The following is a 19190-nucleotide window of genomic DNA, read 5'->3' as shown; positions in this document are numbered from 1 at the left end:
GTCGGAAAGAGGGAGCGGGGGAGTGGGGGAGTGGGGGAGTGGGGGAACGGGGGAACGGGGGAACGGGGGCGCGAGAGAATTAATCTTTTCCCTCTTCCCTTTTCCCTTTTCCCTCTCCCTTCTACCCGACGCCCTAGCCCCTAATCCCTAGCCCCTTTCTTTTGACTTTTGACTTCTACTTCACATCATAACCAAACAAATTCGGGTTAACTTCACCTAATTGCAAATCATCTAACCCATACTCAGCCCAACGCCTTTTTACCATCGCCGCTACATCGAGATCTGATTCCAAAGGTGCGCCCCATTCGTGTTCTGTTTCCGGCGGTATTTTAGTAGTAGCATCAATTCCCATTCTGCCACCCAAACCGATCTTTTCACTGGCGAAATCCAAACTATCAAAAGGTGTATTGGGCAAAATAAACACATCTCTCGACGGGTCAACTTTGGAACTGATTGCCCAGACAACCTGACGCGGATCTCGAATGTTGATATCTTTATCGACAACAATCACAAATTTGGTGTAAGTGAATTGCGGTAAGGCACTCCAAAACGCCAAAGCTGCACGTCTGGCTTGACCGGGATATGCTTTATCAATGGAAATAATCGCCGCTTTGTAGCTGAGGGCTTCCATTGGTAGGAAAAAGTCCACAATTTCCGATACTTGTTGTCGTAAAATAGGTGTGTAGATGCGGTTGAGTGCGATCGCCATCATCGCTTCTTCCTTCGGCGGACGCCCGCTAAACGTCGTTAAATAAATCGGGTCTTTGCGATGGGTCATGCACTGGAAGCGAATCAGGGGGGAATCTTCCACGCCGCCGTAATAGCCCATATGGTCGCCAAAAGGCCCATCCGGCAACACTTCTCCAGGGGTAATCGTACCTTCTAAAACGATTTCCGAGTCAGCGGGTACTTCCAAATCCACCGTTTTGCACTTGGCCAAAGTTACCCCAGAACCGCCGTAAAGTCCGGCAAACAGCCATTCCGACAAGTCTACGGGGATGGGTGTAGCGGCTGCCATGATGATGAGGGGGTCAACGCCGAGTGCGATCGCCACTTCCAACTTTTTACCTCTTTCCGCCGCCTTCCGCAAATGTCTCGCCCCACCCCGCACCGATAGCCAATGCACCGTCATCGTATGGCGAGATTGCAATTGCAGGCGATACACCCCCACATTCGGCGTTCCCGTCTCGCAATCTTTTGTAATTACCAAGCCTAACGTGATAATTTTCCCCGCATCTCCCGGATAAGGGCGAATCATCGGAATTTGAGTAAGATCGAGATCGTCTCCCTGGATCGCAACTTGCTGACAAGCGGGGAAAAAGTCGCGTCCCGGTTTGGCTTTCAATACGTCAAACAGCACCTTGCCAAATTCTACAGCCTGCGAAATCTTCTTCGGCGGCTTAGGTTGTTGCAGCATACTCAGCTTCTTACCCAGCGTTTCCAACTCCTCTGGGTGTTCCATATTCATCGCCCAGCAAATCCGTTCCACCGTCCCCATCAAGTTGACAGCCACCGGATACGGCGACCCTTTCACGTTTTCAAATAACAAACCTGGGCCACCTCGTTGCAGCATCTGGTTGGCAATTTCGGCAATTTCCAAATCTGGGTCAACCTTAGCGGCAATCCGCCGCAATTGTCCCTTTTCTTCCAGCAATTTGATAAATCCCCGCAAGTCTCTAGCCATAATGAAAATATGTGAAGCTTTGTCTTCCTCATATTATGGACTGAACCCCGACAGCGCTGCGCGTGGACGGCTATGCCAGATAACTCCAAGCCTAACGTGAATGAATCTGCCATTATCGACAAAATCAGCACCTGTGTGTATCAAGCTGTCCTTGATATTCAGCAAAAACAACCTGAATGGCTGAATGAAAAGTACAGGAAGGTTAACTGGGGCGATGATAAAAGTCAATCTATCTTTTTGCGAAGATTGCAAGAAGAACTCAGTAATGCCGCCGACCAAAAGGCATTGCTTATCAAAGTGAGAAAATTTCTGAGCGTTCTTCTGGTTGGTAGCTTTTTTGCATCGGCTGAGTTTAAGCCGTTAATGGCAAAAGTTCGGCAGTTGAGTCAGCCAGAAACTCAGCCAAATGGCAGAGTAAATACGGATAGTAAACAGACAGAATCTAAGTTTGGTACACAAGAATCGCCGAAATTAGAGAGTGCGATCGCGCCCTCTGTTTCTCAACCAAATAGTATTGCTATCTTACTTCTAGATGCCGAAAATTTACAACTCGATGTTGACACGGAAAAGTTCTTAGCAGAAATTTGTAGCTATCCCATCCAAATTAAAGTTGCTTTTGCCAATTGGCGCAGCATGGGTAAGCAAGATTTGGAATTTCACGGGCGCGGTTATGAATTGATTCACGTACCGCAGGGGAAAGATAGTGCTGATTTCAAAATGGCAACGGTGGGCTCATCTATATTCGTACATTATCCCAATGCCAGAGAAGTTTTAGTATGTTCCTCTGACAATGGCATAACTCATTTGTGCAATACTTTGCAAACCCACGGATTAACTGTGTATCGTGTTCGCAAGCAAGGAGATGCGATCGTGGTATTAAACAGCAAAACTTCTCAAGTGCAAACCCATTCTCTCAAGGCTTTACCGGAAATTCCATCCTTGCCCGAATTGATCGTCCAACTGAAAGGCTTAATAAAAGAGGAACAACAAAATACTGGTTTGCAGTGGATAAAATTATCTAGAGTTGCCAATCTTTTTCAAACTAAATACAATTTAACTATCAGTCAAGTTGTTTCTACACATCTCCCTGGCAAAAAATCCCGCGAGATTTTTAGCGACTACCCCATTGATTTTGCGATCCACCAACCGACAAATCAATCTCCTCCTTATGTGACCTTATTCGATATATCCGAAGTCAATAAGGCAGAAAGCGATCGCAACGATAGTACTGATGATAGCCAAAATGCTCATACGGCTGCTATTACTTCCCTAGAAGATTTGGAAAAAGTGTTACTGACGCTGATGAATGAATTAATTCTTAACTCCGCGAGCGGTTATGTTTCTCTGGAAGTTATAGGCACTGAATTTCACAGGCAATACGGACAATCTATCAATGCACTTATTAAGGATAAGTTGAAGTTTGACGGTAACCTACTTAAGATTTTGCAACATTTTAGTTCTTTTAAAGTGCTATATAAAAAGGGTAAGTGGTTAGTTGCGCTGGCTTCTTAGTAGGGTGGGCATCGCCCACCATCGCCACATCCAAAAGTTATCGCTCTTCCCAGAGTGACAGAAGAACGATAACAAGCATTTTGGTGGGCATTGCCCACCCTACCGTTAGCCAAACTTCCCTCTCACATAGTCTTCTGTTTGCTTGTGGGAAGGATTGGTAAAAATTGTTTTAGTATCGTTAAACTCTATTATTTCGCCCAAGTACATAAAAGCTGTAAAATCAGAAACTCGCGCGGCTTGCTGCATACTGTGAGTCACAATCAGAATTGCGATCTGCTGTTTCAATTGCTCGATCAATTCTTCAATAGTCATAGTTGCGATCGGATCGATCGCCGATGTAGGTTCATCAAACAGAATCAGTTCCGGGTCGGTCGCTAACGCCCTCGCAATGCACAACCGCTGCTGTTGACCCCCGGAAAGATTGTAAGCGCGATCGTTCAAACGATCTTTCACTTCATCCCACAAAGCAGCACCTCGTAAAGCTTGTTCTACCTTTTCATCAATGATGCTACGCTTTGATTCGTTCCGCACCCGCAAACCATAAGCCACATTTTCATAAATTGACTTGGGAAAGGGATTCGGTTTCTGAAATACCATACTAACTCGCATCCGAACTTCGATCGGATCGACCCGACGACTCAGGATATTAATGCTATCGGGTTCTAAAATAATGTCCCCTTCGTAGCGATTACCGGGGTAAAGGTCGTGCATCCGATTAAAACAACGCAACAAGGTTGTTTTGCCACACCCTGAAGGCCCAATTAGCGCCGTTACCCGTTTTTCGCTTAACATCAAGTTGATGTTCTTTAGCACGCGAGTGGCACCGTAATAAAAATTTAGATTTCTGACTTCTACTTTCGCCTTAGTTGCATTTGATTCGGACATGGATTTCGTTACTTGTTCTACCATTTGATATTTTTGCGAAAAAGATAGCGCAGATAAATTGCTAAGGAATTCATCGCCAATGTCATCACAATTAACACAATTCCTGCCGCCGCAGCGTTTAACTGAAATTCTGGCTCTGGACGAGACACCCAATTAAACATTTGTATCGGCATGACGGTGAAAGGAGACATCAGCCAAGAAAAAGAAATGTAGGGAAACTCGCCTTTAATTGGGGCATCTGGCAAAAAGGCGATGAAAGTGAGAGCGCCGATCGTAATTATCGGTGCTGTTTCGCCAATAGCTCGCGACAAACCCACAATAATGCCAGTTAAAATACCGCCAATCGAATATGGCAATACGTGATCCCAAATCATCTGCCACTTGCTCGCTCCCAAGGCATAGGCTGCTTCGCGAATATTATTGGGAATAGCGCGAAGAGACTCGCGAGTTGTCACAATCACTATGGGCAAAATTAATAGCGCCAAAGTCAAACCGGCGGCGAGAATACTCTCGCCTAAGTTGAGTTTGTAGACAAACAAGCCTAAAGCCAAAAGTCCGTAGATGATGGAGGGAACACCTGCCAAGTTGGTGACGTTGATTTCGATTAAATCGGCAATCCAGTTTTTCTGGGCGTATTCTTCTAAGTAAATTGCAGCTGCTATACCTAATGGAATGGCAGCAATACCAGTTACCAACATCACCAAAGTTGTTCCCACCCAGGCGGAAAGAATACCTGCCTGTTCCGGTTTGTAGGAGGGAAATGAAGTGAAGAATTGCCATGAAAGAATCGGTATCCCGTCAATTGCAAGGTCAATTATCAACGCGAATAAGGTAAAAATACCTACTAGCATAGATAACAAGCCGATGACAGCAAAAGTTTTATCCCACAGCTTTTTTCGGGCAATTATTTGGCGGATTTTTTCTATATTGGTCATGGCGAATTCGGCATTGGGCATTGGGCATTATCCGTTGGAAGTTAAATTACCAAAAAGCATATTTTAACAAACAACTAACAACTGACAGACTAATAAATTTCTCGATAACGTTTTGTTAAAAAGTGGCCGACAATATTCAAAAGTAGGGTAATGAAAACCAGCGTGATGCCAGCAGCAAAAATTGTTTGATATCCAATTGTACCGTGAGGCAGGTCGCCGAGACTAACTTGGACAATGTAAGCGGTGATAGTGGCGGCAGGTTCCATTGGGTTCCAGGTAAGATTGGGTTGCAAACCAGCTGCGATCGCTACAACCATCGTTTCCCCAACTGCCCTAGAAATTCCCAGAATATAAGCAGCGGAAATTCCAGAAAAAGCCGCTGGAAATACAACTTTTAAAGCCGTTTGCAGGCGAGTTGCCCCCATAGCAAAAGAGCCTTCTCGCAATTGCACGGGAACGGCACGCATGGCATCTTCGCTCACAGAACTGACATAGGGAATAATCATAATTCCCATTACTAAACCCGCACTCAACATATTGAAACCTGAGAGGTCTGGCAGTAATTTCTGCAACAGGGGAGTGACGAAAACCAGTGCGAAATAGCCATAAACTACTGTGGGAACACCCGCCAGCAATTCTAAACAAGGTTTGATTAATTCGCGCCACCGATTATCGGCAAATTCGCTCAGGTAAATTGCCGAAATAGTACCTAGCGGAACTGCTACTAGCAAAGCTACAACTGTAGTTACCAAAGTGCCTGAAACTAAAGGTAATATTCCGTAGTGGGCATCGCTAAACAATGGCGTCCATTGCGTATCGGTGAGGAATTTTACTAGGGGAACCGTCTCGAAGAAAACCAAAGATTCGGAAACTAAAATGTAAAGTATCTCAAATGTAATTCCTACGCAAGAAAAGGCAGCCAAAAACAACAAAATCTCGATCGCCTTTTCTCGCAAATTGCGTATTCGCTTTGGCGATAATTGCCCTTGTCTGGATAGATGCAGTGATTTGTCTGTCATAAGATTTAGGATTATGCTTGGGACTAGAAACCGGGTTTTTGAATCGAGCGTTCACGGTGAAATTACCATTTTTCGTAGAAACCCGGTTTCTTGGTGCGAAAGAACCACAATTTTTTATTGTCTTGCTTCCCGCTGTAGCAACTGCTGAATTGTCAAACCAACTGGTGCATCGCCAGCAAATACTGTACCCAACTTGCGATTTTGGAAATGCTGGCTGGCAATTGTATATGCTTGGGCTGGTAAGGGAACATACTTCACTGCGGGTACTAAACGAGGCGCATTGCTCATGTAAAAGCTGACAAAATCTCTGACTTCGCCGCGCTGAGCAGCCTTGGCATTTACATAGATAAATATAGGCCGAGAAAGAGGTTTGTAAGAACCGTTTTCTACAGTCTGACGAGAAGGTAAAACGCCGTTAACTGCTACGGCTTTGAGTCGGCTTCTATTCGCTTCGTAATAAGCGTAACCAAAGTAACCCAAGGCACTGCGATCGCGACTTACTCCCTGTACTAATACGTTATCATCTTCGCTGGCAGTGTAATCGCCGCGACTCGATTTGGATTTACCGACAACCGCTTCTGTGAAATAGTCAAATGTACCGGAATCAGCACCAGGCCCAAACAGTTTTAACGGAGCATTTGGCCATCCCTGACGTACCTGATTCCATTTTGTCACAGAGCCCTGCGATGCAGGTTCCCACATTTTCTTCAGTTCGGCAACACTAATATTAGTTGCCCAGTTGTTTTGTGGATTGACAACTACTGTGAGTGCGTCATATGCGACGGGCAATTCTATGAACTGAACGCCAGCTGCTCTACAAGCTTGCAACTCTTCAGCGAGGATTGGTCGCGATGCGTTGGAAACGTCTGTTTCGCCACGACAAAACTTTTTAAATCCACCTCCTGTTCCGGAAATGCCCACAGTTACTCTCACTGCATTTCCCTTGGAGCGCTGAAATTCTTCTGCTACTGCTGCCGTAACGGGGTAAACGGTACTTGACCCGTCTATCTTGATTAAAGCCGGACTTTGGGATTTCACAGAAGATACAGATACGCCAATGGTGGTAGCTGCAACTGCCATAGCGGCGATCGTGGTGAAGCGGTTAAGCTTGAATTTCCGCTTGTGTACCACCATATTATTTTCTCCCTGACGCTTAGCGTCGTTTAATTCTGACCTTAGTAGGATACCTGTCCTTGGTTAAGGGGTTATAATGAAAGGTTATGAATAGATTAAAACTTTTTTATTGAAAGTTATGGCTAGGTTAATTATTGGTTAATTGTTCTCTTATTTGGTAAAGCAGTTTAATCAATAGCCGCTCAACCAGTAACGGATGTAAGTAACGATCGCCTATAAAATTCGTCAATCTCTAGAATTAGAAGAAATATTAACGGCAACGGTAGCAGAGATTAGATCGTTCTTAGGAACGGAACGAGTCATGATTTATCGTTTTCACGCCAATGGCAGCGGTAAGGTAATTGCAGAGTCGGTCGATCGAAATCGCCTCAGTTCGCTTTTGGGTCTGAATTTTCCAGCGGTATGTCGTCCGCTGGAAGCTCGCGATCGTCAATGTAGCTACCGCTCAACAAATTGGCGAGAGTCAATTTTGAGAACCTGTTGCCGATCCCAGGAAGAAGCTGACCGCAGCAATTACGAACAACTTAAACCTAAAGCTTTTCGCAATAGCGTTTGGTCTTCCAACTTTGCAGATAAACGGCCTTTTTCTAAATCCCGAATCCAACTTTGGCTTTTACCTGTCATTTGCGCTAAAGCCCTCTGGCTAATTCCCTGATTTTTCCTGGCCATAGTAATCTGTTCCGGTAAAAGGATAGACTGCTCTTTTAACTTTGTCTTTTTGTGGCGAGAGCCTTGTTTTTTATTGTTGGTATCAGTCCTTACTTGTTCCCAATCGGGTGGAAGTTCAAACCATAAAATACGGGCATTCATTAACAAATTCCATTTACCGCGAGGGCTAGCATCTGTAATGCGTGTGCCATTGCTACCATCCTTAATCCAAAAATCTAACGCTGCTTCGGCATCATCTGGAATTTCGGCTAACTTCGCCCAAAGCGGTTGAATTTCAGGTGGATAAGTCACTGGATCGAATACAGGCTTTAGGTTATAACGATTTAAACATTCTAAATCGCTTTCAAATGTTCGTAAAAGTCGCTTTCTTTCTTCTCTATTTTGAGAGGCATAACCTACTCTTTTTTCACCGTAAGCAACACGCATTAAGGTTGGTACGGTAATGCGTTGTTCTTTTCCCATTTTGGTTTTAAATAGCAGCCAAAGCATCATGCGAGCAGCACCTTCATGTTGCTGCCAAATACTCATCACAGCGCTTAAGAGGGATTGAGCCAAAACCCCATACTGATAAAAATGCGTTCGCTGCTTACAGCCTTGTTTGTTCAAAAAATATTGCGCCCAAATACCTGCTCTAACTTTGAAAGTTAAACCAACTAGGGATTTACAACCAATTTCGTCTTCTTGGAAATGATGTTGAATTTCTAGCAGGTGCCATAAGCGGCTTTCTGCCACTGAAAATTCGTTAACTTTACCTTGTTTAGGCCAAGAAAAGGAAGCGGTTATTGTGCAAGGCTGTTCGGCAATTTTTTTGATGATAGATAGTTTTGTCGATTTACTGAGGTCCTTACGTTTATCCAGTTCTAAGTACTCCTCAATTTGACGATCGCTAATGAGAAACTCTTGCTCCCAAGGCTTTTCCAACGCCGTAGCGTGTGCAGCGTAAATCAGGTGCATACAGGCAGATCTGATATCCAAGGATTCAATTGCTGCAATAGCTTCTTCACGGGCCAGAGGATCGGATTCACCAGCTAAGCTATTAGTGATGTGTAGGACAATTCTTCCCTGCCCTCCGTTGACTTGTCTCTCGTAATAGGGTTGCCCCACATCATTCACTTTCCAATCTAACGATTGTCGTTGTGCTAATAGGTTGCAAAGTTCCCACATCACCATTGAAGATGCAAACGGATTATTCTTCACATTGGCGAATAAGTCAGGACTGGTTGCAGGTCTGATATCTACTTTATATCTACCTTTTTTTGGCTCTGAAGGTACAGGACAAGCGGTCGGACAAAAAGCTAGACACTGCGGTTCCGAATAGTAGCCTTCGCAATTGTTACAAAGACTACCGTCTATCCAATAATTTTGTTCGTCTGTTTTAATTGCGCCTGTGGGACAATGGGTGCGGCAACTATCACAAGCAAGACAATTTCCTGGGATTTTATAAGTCATAAACTAACCTGGAATATTTGATAGTTGGGATACTAGGTCAAACTTCTAACTTATTTATTTGCTTACTTTAACGGTAAGCATTGCATGGGAAAACCCATAGCGAATCATCGCTTAATTGCCAGCGATTAGACTAAGAACTCAAAATTGGTCTGAGTTGACCAACTAATCTTAGACAAGGTTGTGGTTTTAATTTTTATAAAATAAGGATATTTTTTAGGTACTTCTGTTCATAGTAAACATTTTTACCTATTTTAGATTGTTTTTTTATTGTTACGGTAGGTATATACTTATACTAACTTTGAAGTAACTCAACTGCCAATTTATTACTCAGAATAAAGAAAAAGAAACCGGGTTTATTTCGTTGCTATAGCCTCAAAAAACCCGGTTTCTGGGATTATTGAATTGGTTGTTTAGTATCTAGGCCAATCTGGAACCTCAGCATCTTCTCCCCCAATGCCGATCGCTGTATTAAAAATCTCGGCATCGGTGATATTAAGATTATTCATTGATGCCTGAAACACATTAGCGTCATAGATTGTAGCGCGAGTTAAATTTACGTTGTCGAGATTCGCTTGCTTAAGATCGGCGTTGGTGAGAAAAGCTTGAGTTAAGTCAGCGCCTGCCAAGTTAGCATTGGTTAAATCGGCACCTTCTAAGTTGGCGCGAGTGAGGTTGGCACCTTGCAGGTTAGCTTCTCTCAAATCGGCACCAATTAAGTGTGCGCTCCTGAGATCGGCTCCTGATAGATCGCACCGATAACATTGACCAGTTGACAATAGCTGTTGTAGGTGAAGCGGATTTCCAGCTAGAACTGGGCTATTCAAAAATAGGGGAGCAAATAAGCTTAAGGTTGCGACATGAAAAAGTTTCATAATCTTCCCCTTCCATCGAAGGTGGTAGTTTTCCTCACTCTTCTATTATCTCACTAAATTTGGGTCGGATGTTGACCGAAAGCACAAGTTGGCTGTGATGCTCGAAAGTTGGAGAACAACTCTGAGGCTAGGTGGAAAATTTTGGTTGACAGCTTGCCTATGTTGTTGTATAATATTAGGTAGTTTTACATCAAAATTTAAAATTTAACGCTTAATAGAAGCTTCCAAACTATTTTTGTTCATTGCCTTCTCCTGCACTGAATCGCAATTTTTCAGTAGCGACAATCCGAATAAAATTCGCAAACCCAAGATTTCAAACCAAGGCAAACCCCATCCCAACTTCATCTTGAGGAGAAAATACTTCTCAAATGCTGCTTTCACCCAGTTTACCCAGCGTCCTTGCAAAGCGTAGGAGTAACGCCGTTTACCTGTTTCTGGATCTGGCAAAACGGGGGCTGCAACATAGGCAATCCCCGTATCGCCAAATTCAGCAAAACAAATTGCTTCCAACGTAGGTGTTTTCAAATGATCTGCGATCGCACCTAACTTGACAGCGATATTGTGTGTGACTGCTAATCCCATTGCTTCTGTCATTTGTCCGGTTTTGGGTAATCCCAGCGGCGCAACTTCTTTGGTTTCCGGCAATGCCACACTCACGCCAAGGGCATAAACGGAGGAAAATTGAGGATGTTCGTAGGTAGGCAATACGGGAATAAACCCTTTGCGATCGCCCAAGCCAAGTACTCGATCGATAAATTCTACTCCTCGAAAAGCTGGCAGTATCATGGCATATTGATAGGGAAGTTCGCGCCCATCAGATAGTGCGATCGCTTCCGCATCGACGGAAGTAATTCTCGCATTAGTTACTGCCTCAATTCCTCGTTTTTTTAGCAGGTTTTCCGTTAATTGTCTGGAGTTACTCAAACCATCTAATCCCAAATGTCCGAGATAAGGTTCTGGCGTCACAAAAGTAATCGATACTCGATCGCGCAAACCTCTGCGCCGCAACTCCCACTCTGCCATTAACAAAAACTCATAAGCTGGCCCAAAACAACTAACTCCCGCCATTGCTCCTACCACCAAAGGCCCCGGATTTTCTAAGAACTTCAGCCAAGCTGTTCGCGCTTCTAAAGTATGATTGGGCGAGCAAACTGAATGGGTATAACCTCCATCTGGGCCCAGTCCGGGCACGGCATCAAAGGCAAAGGAAGCACCTGTGGCGATCGCCACATAATCCCAATCAACTATTCGATTTTCTTCTACAGTGATGCGTTTGGTTTCAGGGTTAAAAGCTGTTACTCTTCCCAGTATCCATTCAATACCGTGCCGCTTGGTTAATTCAGCTAAGTTTAATTGAATGTCTTCCAGAGGCTTGAGGTTCAGCGCTACCCGAATCGACCCAGGAATAAAAGTAAATTCGGGTCGATCGGAAATTAACGTCACCTTATGTTCTTTCGGCAGCAGATGTCGCAGTTCGTAAGCGGTGGGCAGCCCCCCCAATCCCGCGCCAATTACAACCACTTTTGCCATCTTTTTTGATTTCCTCCTTCTGTGGGACGGCAGCTTGCTGCCATTGATAGGGCTGGTGTTCGCTTTTCTGCTCCACCTTATACTGTTTCAAAGTTTTCTTAATTACTTATATTACTATTTAAGCATAAAATATCCTGCTTAGCTCGATCGCAGCGAAAATTGGAACTGGGAAAGAGGCAACCCCGCCCCGGAGTACTCATTGCGATCGCCAGATGAGTAAAAAAGCAAGCGAGATATTTTTCGATCGATACGTAAGTATTTCTTTCTCTAAATAAGGGTTTACCGAGCCCTAACCGATCTGCAAAAATTTTTGGCTATTGTCAAATTGTAAAATTTATATTAATATGTGAAAAACCTAAATAATAAGCAAATAAACCGTATGGTTAGTGCGTGTTTAAAAGCTAAAGATAAAGGGCATTTTAGGGATGTCTGAAAGTAGCGAAACGCTTTCTAGACCAAGGTTTTATGGAATGAAACAATGACTGCTTGGATTATTGGACATATTTTAGCAACTTGTATTGGGATTAGCTTGGGGTTAATAGGCGGTGGAGGATCGATTTTAGCGGCTCCTATTTTAATTTACATAATGGGAGTGCCAGCTCAGTCAGCCTTTGCCATGACCTTGGTTATTGTTGGTACTGTTAGTATTATTGGCGCGATTCCTCACTGGCGGCAAGGAAATGTAAATTTGAAAATTGCTGCCTTATTTTCCCCAACAGCTATGTTGGGTGCTTATCTTGGCGCTCGTGCTACTTTTCTTCCCATCGTTACCCCGACTATTCAGTTAATTACCTTTGGGCTCGTTATGTTGATAGCATCTATTTCTATGCTTCGTAAAGGAGCAAATCAAACCGATGAATTTGACGAGATTGTCGAGTTAAATTCTGAGGATAACGAGCCTCATAAATACCGATGGCTGGCTATAGTAATGGAAGGGTTTGTAGTGGGAATAATTACCGGATTTGTTGGAATTGGTGGTGGTTTTTTAGTAATACCGGCGCTAGTATTGCTAGGAAATACTCCCATGAAAGAAGCGATCGGTACATCTTTGATTATTTTAGCTCTCAAATCAGTTACCGGATTTGCAGGATACTTCGGTCATGTGTTTGTAGAGTGGAATTTACTAGAATCCTTTACAGCTGTTGCTAGTGCAGGTATCCTCATAGGAACGTATTTCACAAAGTTTTTCCTTCCTAAAGATTTGGAGAAAGGATTTGGTTATTTTGTCCTAGTTGTGGCATTATTTATTTTAATCAAAAGATAGTTACAAAACGCTCTAAATCGGAATTTTAATCACAAATTCCGTACCCTGTCCGATTACCGAACTGCAAGTCAACTGTCCGCTGTGATTGATAACTACAATCTTTTGTGAGATAGATAGCCCTAATCCCGTACCTTTTCCGGGGGGCTTAGTTGTAAAGAAGGGAGCGAAAACTTGTTGTTGGAATTCCTCACTTATACCAGCGGCATTATCGATAATATGAATTAATACTTGCCGTTTTATAACTTTTGTTTTAATATGGATCGTGGGTTGATAATTTGCATATTTATCATCTATATTTTGAGAGTGTATTTTATCTTCTAGCGCGTCGATCGCATTGGCGATCAAGTTCATAAATACCTGATTTAGTTGTCCGGGATAGCACTCAACAAGGGGTAAGTCGTCATATTCTCTTATTACTTGAATAGCTGGATAATCAGGTCTAGCTTTCAAACGGTGTCCCAAAATTAGAAGCGTACTTTCAATCCCTTCATGAATATTAACATTTTTTTTACCTGCGTCATCCAAGCGAGAAAAATTTCGTAAAGAAGAAGAAAGATCTAAAATACGGCTTGCACCGATGTGCATAGAATTCAACACCTTGGGCAAATCTGACAACAACTCCTTCAACTCAATTTCCTCTATTTTATCTATAACTTCATTAGGTGGTTCCGGCAGATATTTTTGATAGAGATTGAGCAGAGCGATTAAGTCTTCAAAATAGCGATCGATATGTCCTAAATTACCCACTATGAAATTAACGGGATTATTTACTTCGTGAGCTATACCCGCAACCAATTGTCCCAGACTGGCAATTTTTTCAGATTGCACAAGCCATACTTGGGCTTCCTTGAGTTCGGCTGTTCTTGCTTCTACCCGTTGTTCTAAATCTTGTTGTAGTTCCCGCAAAGTTGCTTCTACAGCCTGTCTTTCTTTAATTTCTACCTTTAACTGTTCATTTTTTGTAGCTAGCGCCTTAGTAAGATTTCTTAACCTGAGATGCAGCTCGATCCGAACTAGGACTTCTTCCGCTTGAAATGGTTTGGTAATGTAGTCTACAGCTCCTAACTTTAACCCTTTAACTTTATCGGTCGTGTCAGCCAGGGATGTCATAAAAATCACAGGAATATCGTGTGTTAATGGATTTTCTTTCAAACGGCGGCAGATTTCAAAGCCATCTTTTCCCGGCATCACTACATCTAATAAAATGAGATCTGGTTGTGCAATTTTTAACCTTTGCAGCGCCTTTTCTCCATTGAGATCTGACCAAACTTCAAATCCGGATTCATCTAAAAAATGAGACAACACTTCCAAGTTGGTAGGGCTATCGTCAATGACGAGAATAATGCTCTTCTTAGAAGCGTCGATTGTCATACTTTTCTCCTTATATTGGTAAACTCTAAAATAGATTCTTCTGCAATGGTAAGTTTACTTTGCTTTACTAGATCGGTATTTACGCAAGCAGGTACTTTTCCCTAGATGTAGAGTCAATTCATGAATTGGCTCTACATTTGTAGTGGATGAAGCAATAAAATGCGTAAGTCCTATATATTTAAGTTTAATATAATTTAATCGCTGGTAGCAAAAACCATCTTTCTGGCTATTCTGAGTTAGCGTTTGCTATTCGATCGATTAATTTGTAGGTTGGGTTGAGGTACGAAACCTAACCCAAAAGTTGGGTTTCGCTTCACTCAACCCAACTTACCAAAAAATAAGTGAAGTACAGAGAAATCAGGTTTGTTCAAGAAATCGGGTTTCAGGAGTCCACTCGATCGAACTGAAAACCGCGATAAGGCTATCCCCTCCGGTCAGCTAATCGGTTAAATCCGCTACAGCAACTCCCGTTAACCCTGGTATCTTACGACGCAAGTAAATAAGTGGGGCCTTGGGACTACTTTCCGAGTATTCCCTGTTTTCAAGAGCGCATTTTTAGGTAATTCTATATTAGGGGCGTTGACAAAATTAGTGCATAATGCAATATATCTCCGCTTCGGTATTGCCGATCGCGAGAAAGCCTGCAAGGACGTAATTTTCTGCCAGACGCAGAAGCAACGCCGGAAAAGGAGCTTTTACTTTCCTGGGGGTCATGAGAGAAAGAAAATGAAAAAAAGATTGCCGTTTTATCTAATTTTTCTTGTACAGGGAGTTTTTTTAGGGATGGGGCTAGTTAACGCACAGCAGCTAGTTTTATCCTTAAACAGTAATCCGGCAATCTTGCCCTCAACACAGCAGGTACAGCCGATCGCAAATCAGGAGAGCGAAAAAGCACAGCAGTCAAATCCTGGCAGCAACAACACCAGGGATTCCCAGTTGCAGGGGTACGATCGCATCATTAAAAATACGGATAAGTTGCCAGGACTGTTCACCCTCTACCGCCACAAAGCCACAGGCAAAATTTATTTAGAAATCAAACGAGAACAACTGCATAAAAACTACCTCGCGACCATCACAATGGCATCCGGTATCGGCGAACGAGGTATTTACAGCGGACTGCCTTTACAAGATTTCCTTTTCTACCTCCGCCGCGTCAATAACAATTTACACTTCATTGTCCGCAACGTTAATTTTCGCACCAGTCAGGGAGACCCCCAAGCGCGTTCTGTCGATCGCTCCTTTTCCGACTCAGTTCTGTACTCCCTCCCCATCAAAAGCACTCATCCCCAACAGCAAACAATGCTTGTAGATTTGGGCGACTTACTGCTGAAAGATGTGCCCAATTTAAGCGCTATGCTGACACAAGTTTTGGATATTCGTTACCAACTCGACAAAGATAAAACTTATTTCGGTGCTGCCAAAGCTTTTCCTCTAAATATAGAAATTGACTCGGTTTATAATTTCTCCTCATCGGATAACTCTAGCAATCGCGTTTACCTACCCACCGTACCCGACACCAGGGCGCTTACCCTCAAAGTACATTACAGTTTCTCCCAGCTACCGGAAAACAACGGCTACGTCCCGCGTTTGGCAGACGAACGCATTGGCTATTTCATCACCACCTACCAGGACTTTTCCAAAGACGATAGTCGCGATCTCTATGTGCGCTACATTAATCGCTGGCATTTGCAAAAGCAAGACATCTCCACCTCTCCCCCGACCCCCCTACCACAAGGAGAGGCGAGTAATATTCCCTCTCCCCCCCTATCCCCACCAAAACAACCGATCGTCTTTTGGATTGAAAACACCGTTCCTCTGGAATACCGCGATGCGATCCGCGAAGGTGTGTTGATGTGGAACAAAGCATTTGAAAAAGCGGGATTCAAAGATGCCATTCAAGTGCGACAAATGCCAGATGATGCGAAGTGGAATCCAGCCGATGTACGTTACAACACTATTCGCTGGCTGAATTCTCTGGATGGAGCATTTGCCAGAGGGCCATCCCGCGTCAATCCGCTGACCGGACAAATTTTGGATGCCGATATTATTGTGGATGCCGGTTTGGTGCGATCGCGCAAGCAGGAATTTCGCGCTCTCATTCAATCTAACCAATCCGAAACAAACTCTTTTTTAGCCAATCTCATCAACAACGGCAGTCTCTGCACGCACAGTAGCTCAAATCCTGACGCCGAAATGCAAAAAAAGACTTTTTTGTCAAGTCTGGCTCGCGATAACGACCTGTGTTACGGCGTCGAATCTGCCAATCAACTGGCGATGGGGTCAGTAGCGCTGTCGTTGCTGAATGAGGAAAAGCCCAGTCATGAGAAAATCAAAGAATACGTACATCAATTTGTGCGATCGCTGATTGCCCACGAAGTTGGACATACTCTGGGACTGAGACACAACTTTCGCGGTAGCACCTTCCTGAAACCGGAAGAATTGAACAACACCGAAATTACTCGCAGCAAAGGGATGTCCAGTTCTGTGATGGACTATCTACCGGTGAATTTAGCACCCCCCGATGCCCAGCAGGGAGATTATTTTACCAACATTGTTGGCCCCTACGATGAGTGGGCGATCGAGTACGGTTACAAAATTAGCGGCGCGACTGCACCCGCAGCTGAAAAGCAATTTTTGGCAGAAATTACCCAAAAACAAACAACTAACCCAGAATTATCTTACTCACCAGATGAGGATAGCTACGACCTCGACCCCACTGCCAACCGCTACGACATGAGTAGCGATCCCCTGCGCTACTCGCTCTGGCAACTGGACAACGCACGCCTGATGTGGGATCGCCTTAATAAGCGTTCCCCAGCTGACGATGAAAGTTACAGCGATGTGAGCGAATTGTTTGACAGGGTGTTTGTCTACTATTTGCAAAACGTATCTTTCATCATGAAATATATTGGCGGACAATCGTTTTATCGCGATCGTCCGGGCAGTGCTAACGCACGTTTGCCGTTTGAAGCGGTGTCGGTAGAAAAACAGCGCGAGGCATTGACAGCAATTCAAAAATATGTATTTGCCGAAGATGCTTTTAATTTCCCGCCGGAATTGCTCAACAAGTTAGCACCGTCGCGTTGGGAAGATTGGAGCGATCGATTGGAAGTCGATCGACTCGACTATCCCATTCACGATAGCATTTTCATGCCCCAAAGCTACGTTTTGAGAAGTTTGCTATCTAATAATCGCCTCAAACGATTGCGCGACATCGAACTGAAAACTCAATCCGGACAAGCGCTGACAATGCCAGAATTGTTTAATACCTTGCAAACAGGTATTTGGACGGAGGTGCTGCAAGCAGAAAATAACGCCATCAAGATATCCAGTTTGCGTCGCGCATTGCAGCGGGAACATTTAAACATTTTAGTAGGCATGGTGTTGCGAACAAATAAAGTCCCCGAAGATGCACGCACTCTTGCTTGGGAAAAACTCCGTCAATTGCGCCATAAATTAGATCTTACTCTCAAAAAAGAAGACTCTTACTTAGATGATTATACTAAGGCGCACTTGGAAGAAACTCGCGCCCGCATTTACAAAGTTTTGGATGCGCCTTTGCCTTCAAAAAGGCTAGGGCGTGGGGGTTAGGGAGTCGGGCGTCGGGAATAAATAGGGAAAATATTAATTATTCCAATCTCCCAATCTCCCAATCTCCCACTCCCTCATTCTCTCGCTCTTTCAAATAAAGAAATGGAGTAAAATTGCTCAATTGAAGAAAGGAAAAATGTAAAGATATGAACTTAAGGAAAAAATTGTTCTTTTGTGTGGTTTTTCTAGTTACCATCGTTTTAGTAATAGAATTTGTAGACAACAAACCTAGCTTATCATTTGGCAGACAAATGTCCGCTAATGTAACAAATTTTGGGGCAAATTCGTTAGGGTTCCATCGCACAGGTCAAGTAGTTGTTGCATCTGGCGAAGATTCCCAGGAAGAAGAACTGAAACCATTTGAAGAACTTGTCAAAAATACTGAAAAATTAGACGGTTTATTCCCGCTTTACCGCCACAAAAATAGCGGCAAAATTTATCTGGAAATTAAACCACAACAGCTGAATAAAAATTACTTGCTTACGATCGCGATCGAATCTGGTATTGGCCAAGGCCAAATTTACAGAGGCATGGGTCTAAATGATGCGATTTTCTACTTCCGGCGCGTTAATAATAATTTACTTTTTACCCTTCGCAACCTGCAATTTCGCACCCGTCCCGGAGATCCGCAACAGGGTTACATTAACCGATCGTTTTCCGACTCAGTTTTAGCTTCTCTTCCCATCATAAGTATTCATCCCCAACGCCAAACAATTCTCATCGATATGAACGACTTACTATTAAAAGAAGATTTAGCTGACCTCACATCAAACTTGCGAGAAGCTTTTAACGCTCATTATCAATTGGAGGAGAACAAATCTTATTTTGGTAATGTGCAAGTGTTTCCCCAAAACGTAGAAGTTGACTCGGTATATGGGTTGTCTTTACAAGCTGAAGAAGATAGCTTGCCGATAGTAACCTTACCCGATCGCAGAGCTTTAACTATTGCCGTTCACTACAGTTTATCGGAAATCCCGGAAAACAACGGCTACGTTCCTCGCCTAGCAGACGATCGCGTTGGCTATTTTACCACAGATTACGAAGATTTCTCTGAAAATCAAAGCAATTCACCCACAGTACAATATATTTATCGCTGGCATTTAGAAAAGCAAGACCCCAGCGCCGCCATATCTCCGCCCAAAAAACAGATTGTGTTCTGGATAGAAAATAAGTAGTCGGACAAAAGTAATCGACACTGTATGAACTTTTGTTAAGGCACTTGCAGGAGTGCCTTCGCACAGCGTGCCGTAGGCATATCGTGCATCGGCACAATTA

General features: G+C 43.6%; 14 protein-coding genes and 1 pseudogene. 5 read left to right on the top strand and 10 right to left on the bottom strand.

What is annotated here, in order from left to right:
* Positions 1–175: 175 nt before the first annotated feature.
* Positions 176–1684 carry a UbiD family decarboxylase gene (locus H6G03_RS32960; RefSeq protein ID WP_190474364.1) on the bottom strand — a complete coding sequence of 503 codons (1509 nt, stop codon included), beginning with the start codon at positions 1682–1684 and terminating at the stop codon, positions 176–178.
* A gap of 72 nt (positions 1685–1756) precedes the next feature.
* On the opposite strand from H6G03_RS32960, the gene H6G03_RS32955 reads away from it, so the two are divergent.
* Positions 1757–3196 (top strand): NYN domain-containing protein, encoded by a 1440-nt coding sequence (locus tag H6G03_RS32955; RefSeq protein WP_190474362.1) that lies wholly within the window; start codon positions 1757–1759, stop codon positions 3194–3196.
* 105 nt (positions 3197–3301) lie between these two features.
* On the opposite strand, the gene pstB is transcribed toward H6G03_RS32955, so the two are convergent.
* From pstB to H6G03_RS32935, 4 genes are all read right to left on the bottom strand, one after another.
* Positions 3302–4081: a phosphate ABC transporter ATP-binding protein PstB gene (gene pstB / locus H6G03_RS32950; RefSeq protein ID WP_322112017.1), complete on the bottom strand. Its 780-nt coding sequence runs from the start codon at positions 4079–4081 to the stop codon at positions 3302–3304.
* A gap of 17 nt (positions 4082–4098) precedes the next feature.
* The gene (pstA, locus tag H6G03_RS32945; protein ID WP_242060518.1) at positions 4099–5037 is read right to left on the bottom strand and encodes a phosphate ABC transporter permease PstA; all 939 of its coding nucleotides are present in this window, start codon (positions 5035–5037) and stop codon (positions 4099–4101) included.
* 68 nt (positions 5038–5105) lie between these two features.
* Positions 5106–6035 (bottom strand): phosphate ABC transporter permease subunit PstC, encoded by a 930-nt coding sequence (gene pstC / locus H6G03_RS32940; RefSeq protein WP_190474358.1) that lies wholly within the window; start codon positions 6033–6035, stop codon positions 5106–5108.
* A 114-nt stretch (positions 6036–6149) separates the two neighbouring features.
* Positions 6150–7169, bottom strand: a complete 1020-nt coding sequence (locus H6G03_RS32935) for a PstS family phosphate ABC transporter substrate-binding protein (protein WP_190474356.1) — start codon at positions 7167–7169, stop codon at positions 6150–6152.
* A gap of 208 nt (positions 7170–7377) precedes the next feature.
* Between H6G03_RS32935 and H6G03_RS38440 the strand changes: the two are divergent.
* Positions 7378–7596, top strand: a pseudogene (locus H6G03_RS38440) (GAF domain-containing protein); the annotation flags it as partial.
* A gap of 86 nt (positions 7597–7682) precedes the next feature.
* Here the strand turns inward: H6G03_RS38440 and H6G03_RS32930 are convergent.
* The 3 genes from H6G03_RS32930 to H6G03_RS32920 all read right to left on the bottom strand — a co-directional run bounded on the left by H6G03_RS32930 (position 7683) and on the right by H6G03_RS32920 (position 11689).
* Complete coding sequence (locus H6G03_RS32930) at positions 7683–9287, bottom strand: helix-turn-helix domain-containing protein (protein WP_190474355.1); 1605 nt, start codon at positions 9285–9287, stop codon at positions 7683–7685.
* A gap of 410 nt (positions 9288–9697) precedes the next feature.
* The gene (locus tag H6G03_RS32925) at positions 9698–10159 is read right to left on the bottom strand and encodes a pentapeptide repeat-containing protein (protein WP_190474352.1); all 462 of its coding nucleotides are present in this window, start codon (positions 10157–10159) and stop codon (positions 9698–9700) included.
* Positions 10160–10363: 204 nt separating this feature from the next.
* Positions 10364–11689: an NAD(P)/FAD-dependent oxidoreductase gene (locus H6G03_RS32920; RefSeq protein ID WP_190474350.1), complete on the bottom strand. Its 1326-nt coding sequence runs from the start codon at positions 11687–11689 to the stop codon at positions 10364–10366.
* A 478-nt stretch (positions 11690–12167) separates the two neighbouring features.
* Between H6G03_RS32920 and H6G03_RS32915 the strand changes: the two genes are divergently transcribed.
* A complete protein-coding gene (locus H6G03_RS32915; protein WP_190474349.1) occupies positions 12168–12953 on the top strand; it encodes a sulfite exporter TauE/SafE family protein in 786 nt (261 codons plus the stop codon).
* 12 nt (positions 12954–12965) lie between these two features.
* Here H6G03_RS32915 and H6G03_RS32910 read toward each other — a convergent pair whose 3' ends face one another.
* The gene (locus tag H6G03_RS32910; protein WP_190474347.1) at positions 12966–14324 is read right to left on the bottom strand and encodes a hybrid sensor histidine kinase/response regulator; all 1359 of its coding nucleotides are present in this window, start codon (positions 14322–14324) and stop codon (positions 12966–12968) included.
* Positions 14325–14912: 588 nt separating this feature from the next.
* Positions 14913–15038 carry a hypothetical protein gene (locus tag H6G03_RS39060; RefSeq protein WP_255512307.1) on the bottom strand — a complete coding sequence of 42 codons (126 nt, stop codon included), beginning with the start codon at positions 15036–15038 and terminating at the stop codon, positions 14913–14915.
* A 12-nt stretch (positions 15039–15050) separates the two neighbouring features.
* On the opposite strand from H6G03_RS39060, the gene H6G03_RS32905 reads away from it, so the two are divergent.
* On the top strand, positions 15051–17915 hold the full coding sequence (locus tag H6G03_RS32905) for a zinc-dependent metalloprotease (RefSeq protein ID WP_190474345.1): 2865 nt from the start codon (positions 15051–15053) through the stop codon (positions 17913–17915).
* Positions 17916–18166: 251 nt separating this feature from the next.
* Positions 18167–19090, top strand: coding sequence for a DUF5117 domain-containing protein (locus H6G03_RS32900; RefSeq protein ID WP_190474343.1), 924 nt, complete (start codon positions 18167–18169; stop codon positions 19088–19090).
* Positions 19091–19190: the final 100 nt, after the last annotated feature.

It is taken from the genome of Aerosakkonema funiforme FACHB-1375 (assembly GCF_014696265.1).
In the GTDB taxonomy this organism is placed as follows: domain Bacteria; phylum Cyanobacteriota; class Cyanobacteriia; order Cyanobacteriales; family Aerosakkonemataceae; genus Aerosakkonema; species Aerosakkonema funiforme_A.
Note: the sequence above shows the minus strand (reverse complement) of the source record. Positions and strands in the feature narration are given on the sequence as shown.